General features: G+C 46.5%; 13 protein-coding genes. 3 read left to right on the top strand and 10 right to left on the bottom strand.

What is annotated here, in order from left to right; genetic code table 11:
• Positions 1-27: 27 nt before the first annotated feature.
• The gene (locus tag BLR32_RS20505) at positions 28-780 is read left to right on the top strand and encodes a sensor histidine kinase (protein WP_176842369.1); all 753 of its coding nucleotides are present in this window, start codon (positions 28-30) and stop codon (positions 778-780) included.
• A complete protein-coding gene (locus tag BLR32_RS20500; protein WP_089834730.1) occupies positions 752-1,429 on the top strand; it encodes a response regulator transcription factor in 678 nt (225 codons plus the stop codon). The genes BLR32_RS20505 and BLR32_RS20500 overlap by 29 nt, the downstream gene beginning before the upstream one ends.
• On the opposite strand, the gene BLR32_RS20495 is transcribed toward BLR32_RS20500, so the two are convergent.
• The 6 genes from BLR32_RS20495 to kduI form a co-directional block, all read right to left on the bottom strand.
• Positions 1,426-2,682, bottom strand: a complete 1,257-nt coding sequence (locus BLR32_RS20495; protein WP_089834729.1) for a DUF2264 domain-containing protein — start codon at positions 2,680-2,682, stop codon at positions 1,426-1,428. The two genes, BLR32_RS20500 and BLR32_RS20495, sit on opposite strands and share 4 nt — an antisense overlap.
• Positions 2,682-3,881 carry an AGE family epimerase/isomerase gene (locus BLR32_RS20490; protein WP_089834728.1) on the bottom strand — a complete coding sequence of 400 codons (1,200 nt, stop codon included), beginning with the start codon at positions 3,879-3,881 and terminating at the stop codon, positions 2,682-2,684. Before BLR32_RS20490 ends, BLR32_RS20495 begins: the two co-directional genes overlap by 1 nt.
• Positions 3,882-4,000: 119 nt before the next feature.
• Positions 4,001-5,068, bottom strand: coding sequence for a LacI family DNA-binding transcriptional regulator (locus BLR32_RS20485; RefSeq protein ID WP_089834727.1), 1,068 nt, complete (start codon positions 5,066-5,068; stop codon positions 4,001-4,003).
• A 21-nt stretch (positions 5,069-5,089) separates the two neighbouring features.
• On the bottom strand, positions 5,090-5,854 hold the full coding sequence (locus tag BLR32_RS20480) for an SDR family oxidoreductase (protein WP_176842390.1): 765 nt from the start codon (positions 5,852-5,854) through the stop codon (positions 5,090-5,092).
• Positions 5,855-5,875: 21 nt separating this feature from the next.
• Entirely contained in the window at positions 5,876-7,018 is a 1,143-nt protein-coding gene (locus BLR32_RS20475) for a DUF4861 family protein (protein ID WP_089834725.1), read from the bottom strand.
• A 5-nt stretch (positions 7,019-7,023) separates the two neighbouring features.
• Positions 7,024-7,860, bottom strand: a complete 837-nt coding sequence (gene kduI / locus BLR32_RS20470) for a 5-dehydro-4-deoxy-D-glucuronate isomerase (RefSeq protein WP_089834724.1) — start codon at positions 7,858-7,860, stop codon at positions 7,024-7,026.
• 277 nt (positions 7,861-8,137) lie between these two features.
• Between kduI and BLR32_RS20465 the strand changes: the two genes are divergently transcribed.
• Complete coding sequence (locus BLR32_RS20465; RefSeq protein ID WP_089834723.1) at positions 8,138-9,784, top strand: UxaA family hydrolase; 1,647 nt, start codon at positions 8,138-8,140, stop codon at positions 9,782-9,784.
• A gap of 76 nt (positions 9,785-9,860) precedes the next feature.
• Here BLR32_RS20465 and BLR32_RS20460 read toward each other — a convergent pair whose 3' ends face one another.
• From BLR32_RS20460 to uxaC, 4 genes are all read right to left on the bottom strand, one after another.
• Complete coding sequence (locus tag BLR32_RS20460) at positions 9,861-11,216, bottom strand: MFS transporter (protein ID WP_176842368.1); 1,356 nt, start codon at positions 11,214-11,216, stop codon at positions 9,861-9,863.
• 176 nt (positions 11,217-11,392) lie between these two features.
• On the bottom strand, positions 11,393-12,058 hold the full coding sequence (locus tag BLR32_RS20455) for a bifunctional 4-hydroxy-2-oxoglutarate aldolase/2-dehydro-3-deoxy-phosphogluconate aldolase (RefSeq protein ID WP_089834721.1): 666 nt from the start codon (positions 12,056-12,058) through the stop codon (positions 11,393-11,395).
• A gap of 2 nt (positions 12,059-12,060) precedes the next feature.
• Positions 12,061-13,059, bottom strand: a complete 999-nt coding sequence (locus tag BLR32_RS20450) for a sugar kinase (RefSeq protein WP_089834720.1) — start codon at positions 13,057-13,059, stop codon at positions 12,061-12,063.
• A gap of 17 nt (positions 13,060-13,076) precedes the next feature.
• The gene (uxaC, locus tag BLR32_RS20445; RefSeq protein ID WP_089834719.1) at positions 13,077-14,471 is read right to left on the bottom strand and encodes a glucuronate isomerase; all 1,395 of its coding nucleotides are present in this window, start codon (positions 14,469-14,471) and stop codon (positions 13,077-13,079) included.
• Between the last annotated feature and the right edge of the window lies 1 nt (position 14,472).

Raw genomic sequence — 14,472 nt, 5'->3', positions numbered from 1 at the left:
GTTTTACTGGTGGGCTTCATCGTTATTATGTTGATATTGAATCAGAAAAGCAGGCAGGCACAGGTGCAGGAACTCAGATTAATGAAAGAAAGATATGAACAGGAACTATTAAGATCACAACTTGAAATCCAGGAGAATGTGTTCGGACATCTGTCCCAGGAAATACACGACAATATCGGGCAATCCCTCACGTTCGTAGCATTATCCTTATTAACAGTACCGGTAGAAAACAACAGTGAAGCACAGGAATATATAGAAGAGAGCAGGAAGGCTTTGCAAAAAGCCATCACGGAACTAAGAGACCTTTCACGCAGTTTACATACGGACCGCGTTACCGAAGTAGGCCTTGCCAACTCTATTGATTTCGAACTGGAGCGACTGAAGAGGACCAATTTGTACGAAACTTCTTTTAATTTTGCCGACATACGGAACCTGCTTGACCATCAGACAGAGATCATACTTTTCCGCATCGTACAGGAAATGCTCAACAATATCGTGAAACATGCCAAAGCGAGTAGAGTAGAAGTCAGACTTTCCCATAACACAGATATCCTTGTGCTGGAGATCAAGGATAATGGCGTAGGATTTGATCCTGAAGCACTGTTTGCCAAACAGGAAAGGTTAAAGGGATTAGGACTGATGAACATTCGAAAAAGAGCATCCCTGATAGGAGGCACATTCCATATCAATAGTGCGAAAAATAGCGGCACCGCCATTCGTATCACTATACCCGTAAATAAACAATCATTTCATGAGCATAACCAGGAAAGCGAAATATAGTGTTGCTATTGCCGATGATCATGTGCTGGTAAGGAAAGCACTTGGCAGGCTGATTAATACCTTTACTGATTACTTCATACTTTTTGAAGCCAGTAACGGGGAAGAAGTGATCAAGATCATCAATAACCGTGAGTTACAATTACCGGATATACTGATACTGGACGTAAATATGCCCGGCATGAACGGTTACGAAACTGCTACCTGGATCAATAACCATTTCCCTCAGATTAAGGTACTTGCGCTCTCTATGCTGAACGACGAGTCCGTGATCATTAAGATGTTAAAATCCGGCGCAAAAGGCTACATTATGAAGAACGTTGAACCAGACGATCTGAAGGAAGCCTTTGATTCTATTATTAAGAAGGATTTCTATCTGCCGGATTACATCTCCGGAAAGGTAATATCCGGTTTACAGCGGGATGTATTATCACTTAGCGAAAAGATAGAACTGACACCAAAGGAAAAGACATTCCTGCAATTCCTCTGTACAGAATTATCGTACAAGGAAATTGCACAGAAGATGTTTGTAAGTCCCCGAACCATTGATGACTACAAAAGCAGTCTTTGCGACAAACTGAAAGTTAAAACCCGTGTGGGTCTTGTGATTTTCGGTATCAGGTATGGACTGATAGACATCAATACCGACTAAAGCGCATGGTCTTTCTTCACTGTTTTGCCCGCCCATGCTTTTTGCGCGGTCCACTCTCCGGGGGAAGCCGTCCAGAAAGCATTTTTTTCTGGCAGACCTAACGCCAGGAATCCTGTAGTACACAGGTATAAACTGCCGGTGGATGTATATACGTCTGCTATTTCCGGCTGGTGGCCACAGAAGCCTAATTGTAGCCAGCCGTCTTTGTCAAACGTGCCTGGCGTTTCAAAGATGTTCCTCATTACAGCCGTCAGGGCCGCCCGTACCTGGCCAGGCGTCAGCTCTTCCGGCAACTGCTCACGCAGCGCCAACTGTACCAGGGGCTGAAAAACAGCATTCCGGTAGGTCATGGAACGCCCCACTACGGGGAAAGTGCCTTCAGGAGAGATCAGCCTTTCCTGGATCACGCCATAGCGCTGCATCCTGGTGATGGTCTGCTCGTATTCTTTTGGGTTGATCTTACCTGCTTCCGACAGTACTTTCAGGATATCTGTCAGCATAGGCTGTATGACAAAACCATTGTAATAATCAAAATGGAAATCCGCTCCGTCGCCATACATACCGTCGCCCTTATACCACTCCTGGTGCTTTTTGACGGCATAATCTACCCGCATACCATCCCACTCCTCTCCAAACAGCAGTAGTGCAGCTTCAATAATGGCAGCAAACAGCAGCCAGTTATTATATCCCGGCCGGATACTGCGCAAACTCTTAAAGCCAGATACCACCTGTTGCTTAACGGCTGCAGGAAGGGGCTGCCATAACTGTTTAGGCGCCCTGATAAAGGCATGCGCCAGAAAAGCACCGTCCACCAGGGGCTGTCCGTCAAATTGCCCTGTAAAGTTCATATAATCTGGTCCGCCGGGTTGCACTGCCTGTGCAGCTGCCTTTAACGCATAATCGATAAAACGAGCCCTTATTTTGCCCTCAGGGGTGTTATCGGCACCTAGCTCAAGCCAGGAAGAGATCCCGGCCATAGTACGCCCAAAAGCCTCTAAATAGGTCACCTTTTCAACCGGCTTGTTATACCCGGGGGCTTTCTCGGTTGGCATCTTTTGCCGGAGCTGTCCCAGGCTCAGATTTTTCATCACCGGTTCTGCTATGCGAGTTAACAGTTGCACCCAGTATTCCCGGTCTGCCTGAAAAGCAGCACTTCCTGCAGGCTGTTGTGCCGCCTGCAGGAAGTTGCCTGATTTTACCGCTCCTGCCATACCGGCCAATGGAACAGCTTTTATGAAATGACGTCTGTGCATTATTTAGCCCATTGTTTGTATCGTAACAAAGCTTCTACAAAATAATAGTCTGCATATGTGAGCGGTACATCCACTTCAGAATTGTGCGGAAGAGAACCTACACTATGCATCAGGATGAAGTCATTATTCTCTCCTTCTTTTGCCAGGTAAGCGGGACTAGCCAGGCTTTCCAGCATCTTCTCCCCTGCTTTCCAGTACCGTGAAGATACTTCGCCTTTCGTATAACGACTCAGTTCCAACAGTGCAGATGCTGCCACAGCGCCTGCTGAAGCATCTCTCTTTGCGTTCGGGATACCAGGCGCATCATAATCCCAGTAAGGGATCAGATCTTCCGGCATACGTGGATGCCCCAGGATAAAATCAGCAATGTGCTTTGCCTGTTCCAGGTAGGCCTTGTCTTTTGTTTCGCGGTACATCATGGTGTAACCATACAAACCCCAGGCTTGTCCGCGGGACCATGCGGAAGTATCATTCGCTCCCTGGTGTGTATTCCTTGCCAATACAGCGCCTGTAGTGGTATCATACCCTATCACATGATAGGAACTATAGTCAGGTCTGAAATGGTTCTTCATGGTCGTATTGGCATGCGTACGGGCAATGTGATCAAAAGAAGGATTTTTACTTACCCTGGTAGCCCAGGTCAGTAATTCCAGGTTCATCATGTTGTCGATAATCACAGGGAACTCCCATTGGCCGTGATCCCACGACTTAATACATCCTACTTTCGGATTAAAGCGGGTAGACAGGGAACGTGCGCTTGTCAGCAGCACTTCTTTATACCTTGGATCTTTGGTGATACGGTAAGCGTTTCCGGCACTGCAGTACAGCATAAAACCCAGGTCATGGGTACCTTTGTTGTCCTTTTCCTTTTCCACCTGCGCAGTACGTTTCAGCGCTTCCTGCTTCAGCGTATTATCTTTAGAATATTCATACAGATACCAGAGTGTGCCCGGATAAAAACCTGCAGTCCACCAGCCTGTTTTAGCGGTAACAAGACTACCGTCTTTATTGCTGGTAGTACGTGGTAAGACACTGTCGGGTACATGTTGCATCATCAGCTTATACTGGCGTACAGCCAGGTCGAGGGTCTTATTCGCCAGCTCGGTCATTTGTTGTTTGCGGCTGCTTTGTTGGGCATATACAGTAGTGATGCTACCCGACAACAATAATCCACAGAAAAGGAGTTGTAGTTTTTTCATCTCGTGTAATTTTATTGACCGCATTACTCATTCTGCGGCTACTTACCAATTATATTTACGCAATCGTTTGCACTTAATCAGATATTAAAAGCAGGCTGCTGTAAACAGCATGCCTGCTTTTATTTTACTTTCTTTTTTACGGTTGTTTTAGGCTTTGCAACAGGCGCTGCTGAAGAAGCACGTTCTATCAATTGGATAGGCACGAGTTCTTCAGAATAACGTTGTGGCATTGCTCCGGGCTGTTGGAGCAAATCCAGCAGTGCGTTCGCTACCTTCTCTCCCATGATAGCCGGGAACTGATCAACAGAAGTGATCGAAGGTGTAATGATCTCTGCACGCGGGTCATTGGAGTATCCAACTATCTTGAGGTCTTCCGGCACCCGTACATTGATCTTACGGCAATACTCCAGGATGGTAATGGCAGTAGTATCATTGGCAGCAAAGATGCCATCAGGATAAGGCGTTTTAGAGAAGATCTTCTCACAGGCAGCCAAGGCATTTTCTTTGGTCAGCTCCTGGTAGAAAATCCTTGATTTCTTAAACGGGATCTTATGCTTGCGCAAAGCATCCTTATATCCTGCCACACGTTCTACATATAGATTACAGGTCAGCGGACCTGATATGTGTACAATGTCATTACAACCCTTTTCTATCAGGTGCTCTGTTACTTTATAACCACCCAGGTAATCATCTCCTTTTATCACTTTTACCTTATAATCTTTCGGCACACGGTCAAAGAAGACAAGGGGAATATGATTGTCCTTGAAGATATCAAAGTGTGAGAAATCAGTCGTATAGAGTGTACTGGAAACTGCCAGTGCATCGATCCTGGTAGAATACAGGGTCTCTGCCAGGGCTATCTCCTGTTCCAGGGAGTCGTTGGATTGACAGATCAGCACATGATACCCGTGCTCATGGAGCTTATTCTGAATAACGGTACTGATGGTAGCAGGGAAGAACATAGAGATACGTGGCACTACCAGTCCTATGGTACGGCTTTTATTGTTCCGCAGACCGGCTGCCATGGCATTGGGGCGGTATCCGAGCTTATTCGCCATCTTCTTTACCTTCTCCTTGGTACGGGTGCTGATATTCGGATGATTGTTCAGCGCGCGGGAAACGGTAGATACGGAAAGTTTCAGTTCTTCCGCAATGTCAACGATTGTCTTTTCTGTTCTTTTGCTCATAAATCAGTATTCAGGTGCTTTTTATCGCCCCATCCATCCTCCATCAACAGTAAGGATAGTACCATGCACATAGTTGGATGCCGCAGATGCCAGGAACACAACAGGTCCTTTGAAGTCAGCCGGTTCTCCCCAGCGACCCGCAGGTATACGCTCTAATATGGAAGCACTGCGTTTTTCATCTGCACGCAATGCAGCTGTATTATCAGTAGCAATATATCCCGGAGCGATCGCATTTACATTGACCCCCTTCCCGGCCCACTCATTGGCAAAGGCTTTTACCAGTGAACCTACCGCTCCTTTACTGGCGGCATAACCAGGTACATTGATGCCCCCCTGGAAGGTGAGCAGCGATGCTGTAAAGATAATCTTTCCACTGCCACGCGCTATCATTCCTTTACCGATTTCGCGGGTCAGGATAAATTGAGCATTCAGGTTGATATTGATCACTTCATCCCAGTATTCATCCGGATGTTCTGCCGCCGGTTTACGCAGGATGGTACCTGCATTGTTCACCAGGATATCTATTGCGGGATGCTGTGCTGTTACTTCTTTGATAAACGCATACAATGCCTCACGGTTCCCCAGATCGCACTGGTAACCGTAAAACTTCCGTCCTGTGGCCTTTACAGCCTTCTCTACTTCACTCCCCTCCTTCTCCAGCGATGCCGACATGCCTATTATGTCAGCACCTGCTTCTGCCAGCGCTACGGCCATCCCTAAGCCTATTCCTCTTTTACATCCTGTTACCAGTGCGGTTTTACCCGTCAGGTCAAATGATTGTAAGATCATATAAGTATCGATACTTTTTTACTGATTGATGTTTACTTCCAGTGGGGCTGCCAGCTTTTCGGCAAACGTCTGCAGATAGGCAAACCATTGCGCAGCACTGGTATAGCGGCCTGCCTTATTCCAGGCAGCACCAAAATAATATACAAAAGGCTGTTTACCACTGGCTTTAGCTTTGGCAAGTAAATGCTGCGCCGTTACCTGCATAGCTCCCTGATACACCGGCAATACCAGTCCAAGACCGGTGATGCCATCTGCTCCGTGTTCCGGCTCCCAGTAGCCTGCAATGCCTGTTTTCTCATCCAGCAGAATAGTTCCGGGAGCAGTGCGTTTCACAATGCCTGCTACTACAGGTAGACTATCCCCCTGTTGCAGTGTATACTGGACACTCATTTTATTAAGCTGGGAACCAGCGTCCAGTGACACTGTTTTCACAACAGACACCGTCGTGTTACCTACCTGGCAGGCTTCATAACCCAGCTGGAAGGTACAGCGTAAAGGGCCGCTGTCCAGTACTTTCCAGGTTCTGTAGTTGCGCGGATAATAGATAGAGTCATTCACATAAGGAGCAATATCGCCACCGCCCAGTGTCATTCCTACATGATAATAGTCAAGTCCCTGGCCATTATCATGGTGATAATCATTTGTTTTATACCACCTGTTCAGCACAAGATCACTGGTGCGTTTTGTCCATACGTCTATGCCATGGGCATTTTCAGCGGGGAAGTTTTCCAATGCTGCGCCATACATACGGAAGGCAATACGGTCGTTTTCCCAGGCAAAATCATCTTTACGCTCCGGTACATAGCGCGCATAAGTACGGGACGCTACGGTAGCCGGCTTGCCCGGTACTGCGGTAATCACAACATTGCCATGGGCAGGCACACTTACCTGTACCAGCAACAACTGAGGTTGCGGAGCGCCTTCGTATGCCAGCTGGTAGGGAATTTCCTTACCGGTCTGTTTGTTGATCAGCTTAAAAGATCCGGTTAGGGCTTTTAGTCTGGCATAAGGTATTTCCACAATTTCTTCATTGCGGGCAATAGCAGAAGGATTTTTGATTGTGATGCTTACCGGTGCAGCAACCGGCTCTTCCCTGGAACCGGCCATCAGGCTGGAACTCCATATGCCTGTGGCCATTAACAATAACAATATCCGCTTCATGGTTTTTATTTGAGATCAGGTATTGCGCAAACATCCATATCGCCATAATCCAGGTTCTCACCAGCCATTCCCCAGATGAAAGTATAGTTGCTGGTGCCTGCACCCGAGTGAATAGACCATGGCGGAGAAATTACCGCCTGCTCGTTCTGCATCCAGATATGCCTTGTTTCCTGTGGCTGCCCCCAGAAATGGCATACTGACTGACCCTGCGGTACTTCAAAATAAAAGTACACTTCCATACGTCTGTCGTGGGTATGCGCAGGCATTGTATTCCATACACTACCGGGTTTCAGCTCAGTCATCCCCATCTGCAGCTGACAGGTAGACAATACGGTGCTGACCAGCAGTTTATTGATTGTACGGTGATTGGCTGTTTCCATAGTTCCGAGCGTCACTATTTCCGCATCTTTACGGGTGACGTGGCGGGTAGGATATTCATGATGAGCCGGTGTTGAGTTCAGGTAAAACTTAGCCGGAGCAGCCGCGTCTTTGCTGCTGAACAGTATTTCCTTTTTGCCTTTCCCGATGTATAATGCCTCTTTAAAGCCGATCTCAAACGTTTCGCCATCCACTTTTACTACACCATCGCCACCTACGTTGATGATGCCAAGCTCTCTCCTTTCCAGGAAATAAGCTGCTTTGAACTGGTCTGGCGGCGTCAGTGCCAGGGTCTTACCTACCGGGAAGATGCCACCGGTTACAAAGCGGTCATAATGACTATACACCAGTTTAATCTCATCCTGTACAAAAAGCTGTTCTATCAAAAGTTCCTTCCTGGTCTGTGCGGTGTTCCAACTCAACACTTCTGCCGGGCTGGAGGCATACCTGGTTTCTGCAGTCATAAGTCTCGACATATTAAATTAAGAAATGATAATTCGTATTGGGGATGCTGTATCAGTTGCATCTTTTTTCATAACCTGAATGAAAGGTACTGCTTAAAGCCGAAAACTGCAAACGTTTGCATAAAATACCGGAAATAACAGGAGTGCTAATCTTGCAAGGCTAAAATGTTTTAGCTAAACACTTGTGCGGCCTTAAGTGTTCTAAAGGCAAAATCTTATCATGGATTAAGATTTTAGTATTAACAGTGGGTGTTGTTATTTTATACTTTAGCTTATTATGAATACGTTTCTACAAATACATCCTGACGACAATGTACTGGTAGCCCTGCAGGACCTGCAGCGTGGCACAGAAGTCAGGTTTAATGGTTCCACAATTACTCTGCTGAAAGATGTTCCCGCTAAACATAAATTCATGATCTCCGACATACAAACCGGCGATCCTATTACTATGTACGGTGTACTCGTTGGTAAAGCAAATACCGTCATTAACAAGGGTGAGATCATTACTACTGAGAATATTAAACATGATGCCAACGCTTTTCACGAAAAGGAAGGCACCATTGCATGGCAGAAACCTGATATCAGCAAATGGAAAGACCGCACCTTTATGGGCTTTCCACGTAAAGACGGACAGGTGGGCACCCGCAACTACTGGCTGGTAATACCGCTGGTGTTCTGCGAAAACCGTAATGTTAGTGTGATCAAAACAGCTTTTGAAAAAGGACTGGGATTCGCTCCGACGGAAGTGTACAATGAGCAGGTACAGGATCTCGTATCCCTGTACAAAAGCGGCGACCTGGATGCAATAAAAACATACAAGGCAGAAGCAGTAACGCTGACCAACAAACGTAATACTGTCTTCCCCAATATTGATGGTATCAAATTCCTGACACACGAAGGTGGTTGCGGTGGTACACGCCAGGATTCAGACGCACTCTGTGCCTTGCTGGCTGGTTATATCCACCATCCTAATGTGGCGGGTGCAACGGTACTAAGCCTGGGATGCCAGCATGCGCAGGTTTCCATACTGAAGGCAGCGCTGAATAAATTGAATCCGCAGTTTGACAAGCCTGTACTGGTGTTTGAACAACAGAAAAGCGCTTCAGAATTTGAGATGCTGTCAGACGCGATCAGGGAGACTTTCCTTGCATTGGTAGAAGCTGATAAGATTTCCCGCCAGCCGGCTCCTCTCTCCAAACTGACAATCGGCCTGGAATGCGGTGGTTCTGACGGGTTCTCCGGTATATCAGCCAACCCTGCTGTAGGTCATACATCTGACTTGCTGGTAGCTTTGGGCGGTAGTTCTATCCTTTCTGAGTTCCCTGAATTGTGTGGTGTTGAACAGGAACTGATCAACCGCTGTGTAGAGAAAAACACTGCTGATAAATTCATCCACATCATGCGGGCTTATGAAAGTCAGGCAGAGTCTGCAGGTTCAGGTTTCTATATGAACCCTTCGCCCGGTAATATCAAAGACGGTCTCATTACCGATGCTATTAAGTCGGCCGGAGCTGCTAAAAAAGGCGGTATTTCTCCTGTAGTGGATGTGCTGGATTATACAGAATATGTCACTAAACCAGGACTGAATCTTCTCTGTACACCCGGTAATGACGTTGAATCCACTTCTGCGGAAGTAGGTTCCGGTGCCAACATCGTATTGTTCACCACAGGTCTGGGTACGCCAACCGGCAACCCGATCGCTCCGGTATTAAAACTGGCTACCAACACCAAACTGGCTACCCGTATGCCCGATATCATCGATATCAATACCGGTACTATCATCAGTGGTGAAAAGACAATCGAGGAAATGGGTGAAGAGATCCTGGAATATGTGATCAAAACTGCCAGCGGCGAGCTGAAAACGAAAGCAGAACTGTTAAATCAGGATGATTTCATTCCATGGAAACGTGGGGTGAGCCTGTAATCTCATCATATTCAACTAAAAAAGGCGAGGGTCATTTTACAATGTAAAATGACCCTCGCCTTTTTTAGTATATCATTTAGAGCTTTACCTGCTCCATCTTCGGTGCGAATAAATGCATAATGAGCCAGGCCAGTAAATACATGCATCCACTGATCACGAATAGGATATTATATCCTGCGCCAATGTTGCCCTGTGCTTTATAATAATCCAGCAGATAGCCTACAAATATCGGGAACAGGCTACCTCCTATAGATCCGGCCATTCCACCGATACCCACTACTGAGCTCACAGCGTGTTTCGGGAACATGTCTGAAGCTGTTGTAAAGATATTGGCAGACCATGCCTGGTGTGCTGCAGCGGCAAGACTGATCAGACCTACCACTACCCATATATTGTTAGTGGCTTTGGCAAACATGATCGGTACTACACAAATAGCGAACAGCAACATAGATGTTTTACGGGCTTTGAACACAGGCCATCCTTTTTTGATCAGCCAGGAGGACAGGTATCCACCGCCTATACTTCCCACTGTAGTTGCCGTATAAATAACGAATAACTGCAGATTAGGCTTTTTGAAATCAAGGTTGAATGTAGTAGCAAAATAAGAAGGCAGCCAGAAGAGGAAGAACCACCAGATAGGGTCAGTGAGCAGTTTACCGAATACAAACGCCCATGTCTGCTTTACGCCGAGCAACTGTTTCCAGCTGATACTTTTATTTTCATGAGGGGCAGATGCTGAAGCAACAGCAGCGGCAGTTACCGGCTTAATTCCCGCAGGTATCTCTTCAGTAGCCGGCTTTTGATCGTCACTATGGATATAATCATATTCCGCCTGTGTCAGTTTTTTATGCCGGGCAGGAATTTCATAAATGACTGCCCAGAAGATTAACCAGACAAATCCTATCAATCCCGTCCAGATAAACGCATGTTGCCAGCCGTAATTACCTGCCAGCCAGGGAACTACAATGGGAGCAATTACAGCCCCGATATTGGCCCCTGAATTGAAAATACCGGTTGCCAGTGCCCTTTCTTTCTTTGGAAACCATTCTGCAACGGATTTAATTGCCACCGGAAAGTTACCAGATTCACCCAAGCCCAGGAAAACACGTGCCAGTCCGAATCCGAATGTTGTCTTAGCCAGCGCATGCGCCATTGCAGCGATACTCCATACAACAATAGACAGAATATAGCCCATCTTGGTACCTATCCTGTCTACCAGGCGACCAAACAACAGCAGGCCTACTGCATATGCTGCGGCAAATGCCGACATCATACCTCCAAAATCCTTCTCCGTCCAGTTGAACTGATCCGGAGCCATCAGGATGGGTTTCAGCAAACCTATCACCTGACGGTCTATATAGTTAATAGTAGTAGCAAAGAAGAGTAATGCACAAATGCGCCAGCGATATTTGCCAATTGTAGTGGAATCCATGCCTTTCATTTTGGAATTTATAAAGCGTTATCAATTTACAACACTCCGGTGAATAATGCAAACGTTTGCATCTATTACTGTTTTTTATGGGTAAACTTATCCTGTTAGCCGGTGGGATAGTTCCCGGCTCTAATTATCTGTTACGGACCTGTTTTCAGCAAAGCCGGCAATGGCGGTTATTTACTGATGCTTTTTACCAATTCTACAAGACCAGACATCTGCGTACGCAATGCTGCCCAATCTTTCTTATCTATCAATTCCTTATTCAACAGGTTTGAGCCCATTCCGACACATACTACGCCTGCATCCAGCCAGGATTTTACGCTTTCTTTAGTGGGTTCCACTCCTCCTGTTGGCATGAACTTCATTTTAGGGAATAGTGGCTTAATCGCTTTTACAAAACCAGGTCCCAATACGTTGCCGGGAAACAGTTTTGTCAATGGTGCTTCGTACCTTTCAGCCACTGCAATTTCGGAAGGCGTCATACAACCGGGTATCCATGTGATATTTTCTTTCCGGCAACTGTCTGCCACGGCGGCATCTATGATAGGGCTTACAATAAAATCAGCACCCATATCTGCAAATACCTTTACATCTTCTCCATTTTTTATGGTACCAATACCCAGGTACATATCAGGCATGGCCGCTTTCTTCTTTTCCTGCATTGCGGCAAAATTGCGCCGTGCTCCCTCTCCGCGATTAGTAAACTCAAACACACGGAGTCCCGCATCATAGCAGGCCTGTAATACTTCTATACATACTGCGGCATCATCATGATAGAATACGGGAATTACTTTACTGCGCTCAAATGCGGCAATGATCTCTGCTGCTGGTGCTGCCATGTCTATATCAGTTTTAAGATGTCTGCTTTGTCTGTTAAATTAAAATCTCCTTTGACGAACAACTTGGACCAGGCTGCTGCTGCTGCAAAGGAAATGGTCTGCTGCGCATCCATTCCGCTTACCTGTGCATGTATCAGGCCCGCCATAAAGCTGTCTCCACTACCAACGCGGTCTACCACTTCATTCGTCTCATACTGCTTTGATACTTTCAGTTCTCCTCCTTCATACCAGGTAGCATAATAGAGGTTGTGCGTAAATGCATTGGAAAAACGGAAAGTAAAAGCTACCTGTTTACAACGGGGATATTTCTCAGTGATTTCTTTGGCTACGGATGCTGCTTCTGCAAGGTATGTTTCCTTTGTAGCGGATTCCAGTGCTACTGTGTTTAAGGTCGTATCCAGCATCTGGTGTGCGGCCCAGATATTGCCCATCACTACATCACAATACTGCACCAGTTCCGGCATTACCGCAAATGGCTGCTTGCCGTATTGCCACAGCTTACTGCGATAGTTCAGATCTGTAGATATCTTCAGGCCTTTACGGCTCGCTGCTTCCAGTACTTCTTTACAAATAGCCGCTGTATCCTCATTCAGAGCAGGCGTCAGTGCGCTCCAGTGAAACCATTCTGCATCACCCAACAGGCTATCCCAATCTACTGAACCTCGTTGCATCTGGCTGAAGGATGAATATTTTCTGTCGTATACCACTCCCGCATTTTTCAGGTCAGTACCTTGTTCCAGGAAATAGATGCCGATACGGTCTCCTCCTTTCAGCATACGATCTGTCGCTACGCCCAGCGATTCCAGCTGTTCCAGTACCTGTGTGGCAATGCCATTATCAGGTACTTTACTGATATATGATACCGGTGTGCCCCAACGCGCCAGTGCTGCAGCTACATTGGCTTCTGCACCGCCCACAAAAAGGGCTGCGCTGTTTTTGTTCCACTCCGGTGATAAGCGTAATAATATCTCTCCAAACGAAATTACTTTAACTGGCTTCATGCGCTTGCTTGTAGGGTCTAAAATCCGAAATACGATTTGGCATTGTTGTAACTGATGTCCTGCACCATCTTGCCCAGCCACTTGATGTCTCCGGGCAGCTCTCCGTTCTCTACATCGTTACCTATGAGGTTACACAAAATACGGCGAAAATATTCATGCCGTGAGTAAGAGAGGAAACTTCTTGAATCTGTTAACATGCCCACAAAGCGGCTCAATAATCCCATATTGCTCAGGGTATTCATCTGTTTCTCCATACCATCTTTCTGATCGAGGAACCACCAGCCGGAACCAAACTGCATCTTCCCCGGTACTGTGCCATCCTGGAAATTACCTACCATCGTGGCAAATACCTCATTATATGCCGGGTTCAGGTTGTATACAACCGTCTTCGCCAGTTTATCTTTTTTATCCAGCCTATCCAGGAATACAGACATCGCCTGTGCAACCTGCCAATCTCCGATAGAATCCACACCAGCATCTGCACCTATCTTGCTCACTAAACGACTGTTATTATTACGGATAGCACCTACGTGGAATTGTTGTACCCAGCCACGCTCATGATTCCATTCGCAAATGGTATGCAGGGTACCTGCTTTAAAAGCATCCGCTTCTTCCGGTGTCAGCGCCTGACCTTTACGCAGTTTTGCATAAGATGCTGCCAGTCCTTCTGCTGTGAAGTGGCCTGCATAAAAAGTGCTGATACCATGATCTGATAAACGTCCGCCGTTCGCATGAAAATAATCATGGCGGCTGCGCAACGCATCTACGAACTGACTGTAGGTATCTGTATTGATACCTGCTGCTGTACCCAGTTTATCTGCATAAGCATTGAATGCCGCCACATCTTCCACACCTATTGCTTTGTCAGGTCTGAAGGTGGGCAATACACGTACTTTAAAAACCGATTTACTGATTGCCTGATGATACTCGAGTGAATCGCAGGGATCATCCGTGGTACACAATGTATCTACTCTAAAATGTTGTAGTAATGCCTGAGTGGTCCACTTTGGCAGCTGCTCATTACAATGCTGGTATACCCAATCTGCACTGTCCTTATCCAGCAGCTTCTTTACACCAAAAGGGTTCAGCAGTTCCATGTGCGTCCAGTGATACAGTGGGTTCCGCATGGTATACGGTACTGTTTCTGCCCAGCGTTTGAATTTTGTATAGTCATCCGTATCACCGGTAATATCCGCCTCTGCTACCCCGTTTGCACGCATCGCACGCCACTTATAGTGATCGCCCTTCAGCCACATAGTAGTCAGGTTATCATACTGACGATTAGCCGCTATTTCATCGGGAGGCAGGTGATTATGATAATCGATGATGGGCATCGCTTTTGCATAATCGTGGAATAACTCTTTAGCTGTTTCTGTTTGCAACAGAAAATCAGCATCTAAAAATTGTTTCATA

Origin of the sequence: Chitinophaga filiformis (genome assembly GCF_900102545.1) — a bacterium.
In the GTDB taxonomy this organism is placed as follows: domain Bacteria; phylum Bacteroidota; class Bacteroidia; order Chitinophagales; family Chitinophagaceae; genus Chitinophaga; species Chitinophaga filiformis.
This window is presented reverse-complemented; position numbering and strand designations above follow the sequence as displayed.

Bases quoted from the DNA above. Each gene is read 5' to 3' on its own strand.
- BLR32_RS20490 (WP_089834728.1), bottom strand. From the start codon at position 3,881: ATGAAAAAACTACAACTCCTTTTCTGTGGATTATTGTTGTCGGGTAGC.
- BLR32_RS20475 (WP_089834725.1), bottom strand. From the start codon at position 7,018: ATGAAGCGGATATTGTTATTGTTAATGGCCACAGGCATATGGAGTTCC.
- BLR32_RS20505 (WP_176842369.1), top strand. From the start codon at position 28: ATGTTGATATTGAATCAGAAAAGCAGGCAGGCACAGGTGCAGGAACTC.
- BLR32_RS20455 (WP_089834721.1), bottom strand. From the start codon at position 12,058: ATGGCAGCACCAGCAGCAGAGATCATTGCCGCATTTGAGCGCAGTAAA.
- BLR32_RS20500 (WP_089834730.1), top strand. From the start codon at position 752: ATGAGCATAACCAGGAAAGCGAAATATAGTGTTGCTATTGCCGATGAT.
- kduI (WP_089834724.1), bottom strand. From the start codon at position 7,860: ATGACTGCAGAAACCAGGTATGCCTCCAGCCCGGCAGAAGTGTTGAGT.
- BLR32_RS20460 (WP_176842368.1), bottom strand. From the start codon at position 11,216: ATGGATTCCACTACAATTGGCAAATATCGCTGGCGCATTTGTGCATTA.
- BLR32_RS20465 (WP_089834723.1), top strand. From the start codon at position 8,138: ATGAATACGTTTCTACAAATACATCCTGACGACAATGTACTGGTAGCC.
- uxaC (WP_089834719.1), bottom strand. From the start codon at position 14,471: ATGAAACAATTTTTAGATGCTGATTTTCTGTTGCAAACAGAAACAGCT.
- BLR32_RS20485 (WP_089834727.1), bottom strand. From the start codon at position 5,068: ATGAGCAAAAGAACAGAAAAGACAATCGTTGACATTGCGGAAGAACTG.
- BLR32_RS20450 (WP_089834720.1), bottom strand. From the start codon at position 13,059: ATGAAGCCAGTTAAAGTAATTTCGTTTGGAGAGATATTATTACGCTTA.
- BLR32_RS20495 (WP_089834729.1), bottom strand. From the start codon at position 2,682: ATGCACAGACGTCATTTCATAAAAGCTGTTCCATTGGCCGGTATGGCA.